4 protein-coding genes are annotated in these 2,516 nt (G+C 42.8%); all 4 read right to left on the reverse strand.

Annotated features, from left to right (window positions below):
* Positions 1-557 (reverse strand): ribosome biogenesis GTPase YlqF (gene ylqF / locus RYL27_RS11400; protein ID WP_314967231.1); only part of this gene is annotated, 557 nt, incomplete at its 3' end.
* A 9-nt stretch (positions 558-566) separates the two neighbouring features.
* Positions 567-1,094, reverse strand: coding sequence for a signal peptidase I (gene lepB, locus RYL27_RS11405; protein WP_314967232.1), 528 nt, complete (start codon positions 1,092-1,094; stop codon positions 567-569).
* Between the two features lie 106 nt (positions 1,095-1,200).
* The gene (rplS, locus tag RYL27_RS11410; protein ID WP_040648518.1) at positions 1,201-1,554 is read right to left on the reverse strand and encodes a 50S ribosomal protein L19; all 354 of its coding nucleotides are present in this window, start codon (positions 1,552-1,554) and stop codon (positions 1,201-1,203) included.
* Between the two features lie 181 nt (positions 1,555-1,735).
* Entirely contained in the window at positions 1,736-2,488 is a 753-nt protein-coding gene (trmD, locus tag RYL27_RS11415; RefSeq protein ID WP_314967233.1) for a tRNA (guanosine(37)-N1)-methyltransferase TrmD, read from the reverse strand.
* Positions 2,489-2,516 lie beyond the last annotated feature (28 nt).

Genomic DNA, 2,516 nt, shown 5'->3' on the forward strand with positions numbered 1-2,516 from the left:
CCCGGAATTACCTGGCCGAAGTTTGACAGGGAAATTCCGGGCGTATCCAATAGCTGTACATTTTTATCCAGCTTAATCCATTGGTTTCCTCTGGTAACTCCGGGCTTATTCCCGGTTTTTGCAGTAGACCGACCTACAAAGGCATTGATAAAAGTGGATTTTCCTACATTGGGAATTCCCAGCACCATAGCTCTCACCATCTGAGAGGAAATACCTTTTTTTCTGTTCTTTTCATAAAGGGGTTGTGAAGCTTCTTGAATCAATTTATTTACCCGTTTTACACTGGCTCTGTTTCTGGCATCAATCCCCAAAGTAAAGAAGCCCCTTCTATGAAAGTCCTCCATAAAGAGCTTGCTACGCTCGTCATCCGCCAAGTCCAGCTTATTAAACAATAAAATTCTGATTTTATCCTTAGCCAGCTGGTCGATTTCCGGATTTCTGGAAGAATTGGGACAACGGCTGTCAATAACCTCAACGATTACATCACATAAAGGCAAATCCTCTTTCATTTTCCGCTTAGCCTTTGCCATATGACCGGGATACCACTGTATCTTCATTTTTCCTCCTTAGCCAATCAAAGATATTTTCCGAAAAGGAAAAATCCTGAACCAAACCCTGCCTACAATCTGGCTCTCCTGTACATTTCCCATATTTTGAAAACGACTGTCCTCCGAAGAGTCCGTGTTATCTCCCAAAAGAAAATATTCATTTTTCCCCAGCTCCACCGGATTCTTGGCTACTCCCTCAAGGACAATGGGAGAAAGCTTGTCTGTTTCCAAAAGAGTGCCGTTGATATACACACGACCGTTTTGGATTATCACGGTTTCTCCGGGCAGTCCGATGATACGTTTTATATTGTTGGACTTATCCTTTTTTTGAAATAGCACCACATCATAGCGTTTAGGCTTTTTAAACTGGTAGAAAAATTCATCCACCAATACCGTATCTCCTGCAGAAAGGGAGGGCTCCATGCTGTGGCCGGATACTCTGGCCAAGGAGAAAAAGCTGTGCACCACAAACCAGGCCAGAGAAAGGATGACAATAAAATCCACAAGATTTCGAATCCATTTTTGCAGTATTGCTTGTTCTTTCATGGGGCTCCTATCTACTCCTTCCTTATGGAAATGCGGCAATTTTCACTCCTATAAGAATAGCACAAATATTAAAAAAGGTGTCCCCTGAGGAACACCGCTTTTACTCTTATTTTGCAGCCTTAACCTTAGCAGCCTTACCAACACGGTCACGAAGGTAGTTCAACTTAGCTCTTCTTACTTTACCTCTACGAACCACTTCAATCTTCTCTACGAACGGGCTGTGGATTGGCCAAGTCTTCTCTACGCCTACACCGTTAGATGTCTTACGAATAGTAAAGGTTTCTCTGTTGGATCCACCCTGAATCTTCAGAACAGTTCCCTCGAAAACCTGAGTTCTCTCTCTGTTACCCTCTTTAATCTTGTTGTATACCTTTACGGTATCTCCTGTGTTGAAGTCTGCCAATGCTTCTTTTCTCAGCTGAGCATCTTCAATTCCCTTAATGATTTCATAATTTGACATTTCTTTGTCCTCCATAATGATTCCATGTTCATACACGTCTTGCGTCAGCGGAACATATTATACGGTTTTCGTTTTGTCCTATTACAAAACAGCCCTAATAAATTACCACAAAGCAGCTGGAATTGCAAGCAAAATCCTTGACCTTGCTTTATTTTTTCTCTAATCCGCTTTGCTTTTTCCTCTACTCTACTTTGATTTTTGATCTCTTCCGCTTCTTTTTTTCGATAAAAAGCTCCGGATTTTCCTCTTTATATTTCTCATATAACTCAGGTCTTTGTTCCTTAGTAACTCTAAGGCTCTCTTCCCACCTCCACTGCCGGATTTTTTTATGATCTCCGGAAAGAAGAATTTCGGGAACCTCTCTATCCTGGAAGCTTCTGGGGCGGGTATATTGGGGATATTCTAAAAGCCCCTGGGAAAAGCTTTCCTCTTCGAAGCTTTCCTTTTTGTTTAAAACCCCATCCTGTAAGCGGGCTATGGCATCAATCATAATCACTGCCGGAAGCTCTCCTCCCGTAAGCACATAGTCTCCGATGGAAACCTCTTCTACCTCCAGAATATCCAAGGCTCTTTGATCTATACCTTCGTAATGCCCGCAAAGAAAGAGAATATGCTCCTCTTTGGCCAATTCCATGGCCATACTTTGCTGAAATACCTTTCCCCTGGGGGAGCAGTAAATCACTCTATCCGGTCTTCCCTCTCTTTGCACCAAGTCCTCAAAGGCGGAAACAATGGGCTGAACCTGCATTAACATTCCAGCCCCTCCCCCGAAGGGAGCATCATCCACATGGCCGTGGGGATCCTCTGTAAAATCACGGATATTTACACAATTTAAGGATAGCTTCTCATCTTCCATGGCTCTTTTCATAATGGAATGAGATAGGGCATTTTCAATCTGTTCCGGAAACAGGGTAAAGACGGTAAATTTACTCATAGCTCCAGTAACCCTTCCATCAGATGAA

Origin of the sequence: Oribacterium sinus (assembly GCF_963537195.1) — a bacterium.
GTDB classification, from domain to species: domain Bacteria; phylum Bacillota; class Clostridia; order Lachnospirales; family Lachnospiraceae; genus Oribacterium; species Oribacterium sinus_A.